1 protein-coding gene and 1 pseudogene are annotated in these 1,864 nt (G+C 46.9%); both read left to right on the top strand.

Annotation, left to right across the window (positions count from 1 at the left end; all coding sequences use genetic code 11):
* Positions 1–268 (top strand): annotated as a pseudogene (locus tag EAO36_RS08135) (methyl-accepting chemotaxis protein); the annotation flags it as partial.
* Positions 269–313: 45 nt separating this feature from the next.
* Positions 314–1,864, top strand: a 1,551-nt coding sequence (locus tag EAO36_RS08140) for a methyl-accepting chemotaxis protein (protein ID WP_162983294.1), incomplete at its 3' end; no start/stop codon positions are given.

Below are 1,864 nucleotides of genomic sequence, written 5' to 3' on the forward strand. Positions count from 1 at the left end.
TGAGGTGCGCAAACTAGCCGAGCGCACCCAAAAATCTTTAGGCGAGATTGAAATCAACACCCAGTCCCTCACCCAATCCATTAATGATAGCGCGCAAGCCATCGAGGAACAGACTCAAAGCATTGGCAAGATCAGCGCGGCGATGGAGGCTTTGGAAGAAACGATGACAAACAATGCGGAGATCACCGCAACTTCCTTGAGTATTAGCCAAAATGTGCAAAAGATCGCACAAAATATCTTGGATGAAGCCAATAGCAAGAAATTTTGATAACCGCCCCATCGGGGGGACACAAGTAACACCCCAAAGAACACCATGCCCTCATTTTCTCTAGGCAAACAGATTGTAGCTCTATGGATGCTCACCATTGTGGCTGTGGTTGCGACCTTGTTGCTCTTTGCGCAAAATAACCGCGAGTCTGTCCATCAAGTCAATGCTTTGGTGAGTGCCGATTTAAAGGACATGCTGGGTGGCAAGCTCAAATTGGCCATAGATACCGCAAGCTTTAATATTGCCCACGCTATTAAAGAAGTCCCCACACAGGTAGCCAAAGAGCAGATCATTGTTAAAATGCTCAAGGGCTTTCGCTACGATGAGGATAAATCTGGCTACTTTTTTGCTTACAATAAATACACCCCTATTTACACCGCCAATCCCAAATACCGCATCGGCCAAAGTGCTGAGAATGTCAAGGATAAAAACGGCGTGTATTACATCAAAGAACTTTACAATGCTGCGATGGCTGGGGGTAAGTTTGTCTATTATGTTTCACCTAAGCCTTTGGGTAACGGCCAAGTCCGCTATACGGCCAAGATTTCCTATGCCCAAAAGATCGCGGGCACCCAGGATTGGTGGGTCGGTGGGGGGATGTATATGGATAATATCGAGGAGCGCACCCATAGCATCACCCAGCTCATCGATCACAACTTGAGCCACAAATTCTATATCCATGTGGTTTTGGTGTTGATCTTTTTGGTGGCGGTGGTGATTCCGCTTTATTATCTCTTTTACCACAAAATCACCAGCAATATCCGCACCCTAAGTGGGGCACTCAAAGATTTTTTTGCCTTTGTCAATTACAAAGATAAAAAAGTGCCCCAAGAGATCATCTTGCGTTCTGATGATGAGTTGGGGCAAATGGCACGCGCACTCAACACCAGCATTCAAGAAGCTGTGCAACATTTGCAAGCCGATCAAGCCCTCTCTAAGGAGGTTCTAGTGGTGCTTAATAGCGCGCGTACGGGGGATTTCACCCGAAATATCCACACCCAAGCGATCAACCCAGAGCTCCAGCATTTAGGGAGCAACTTCAACGATTTTTCCCAGTTTCTCAACCATATTTTCCATAAAATTTCCACAACCATTGAAACCTATTCGCAAAATGACTTCAGGACTAAAATGGATACTGCCCAGTTGCAGGGTGGGTTTTTGCAATTAGCTAATAATATCAACACTCTACAACAAAGCATTATCGCTTCTTTGCAAAACTCCTTAGACTTTGCCCACGCGCTCAACCAAGAAACCAACATGCTCAATGAAGCTACCCATGCCATGCAAGATGCTTCCAAACGACAAGGTCGATCGCTGGAGGCAACCACGCATGCCCTAGAGAAAATCACCGCCTCCACGCAAAGCGTGAATACCAAGAGCCAAGAAGTGATCGAACAATCTGAGGGGATTAAAAACATGGTGATCACCATTGCTGACATTGCCGATCAAATTACACTATTGGCCTTGAATGCCGCCATTGAAGCCGCCCGGGCGGGCGAGCATGGGCGTGGCTTTGCGGTGGTGGCTGATGAGGTGCGCAAACTAGCCGAGCGCACCCAAAAATCTTTAGGCGAGATTGAAATCAACACCCAGTCC

The sequence above is a fragment of the Helicobacter mehlei genome (genome assembly GCF_003660265.1).
Lineage (GTDB): Bacteria > Campylobacterota > Campylobacteria > Campylobacterales > Helicobacteraceae > Helicobacter > Helicobacter mehlei.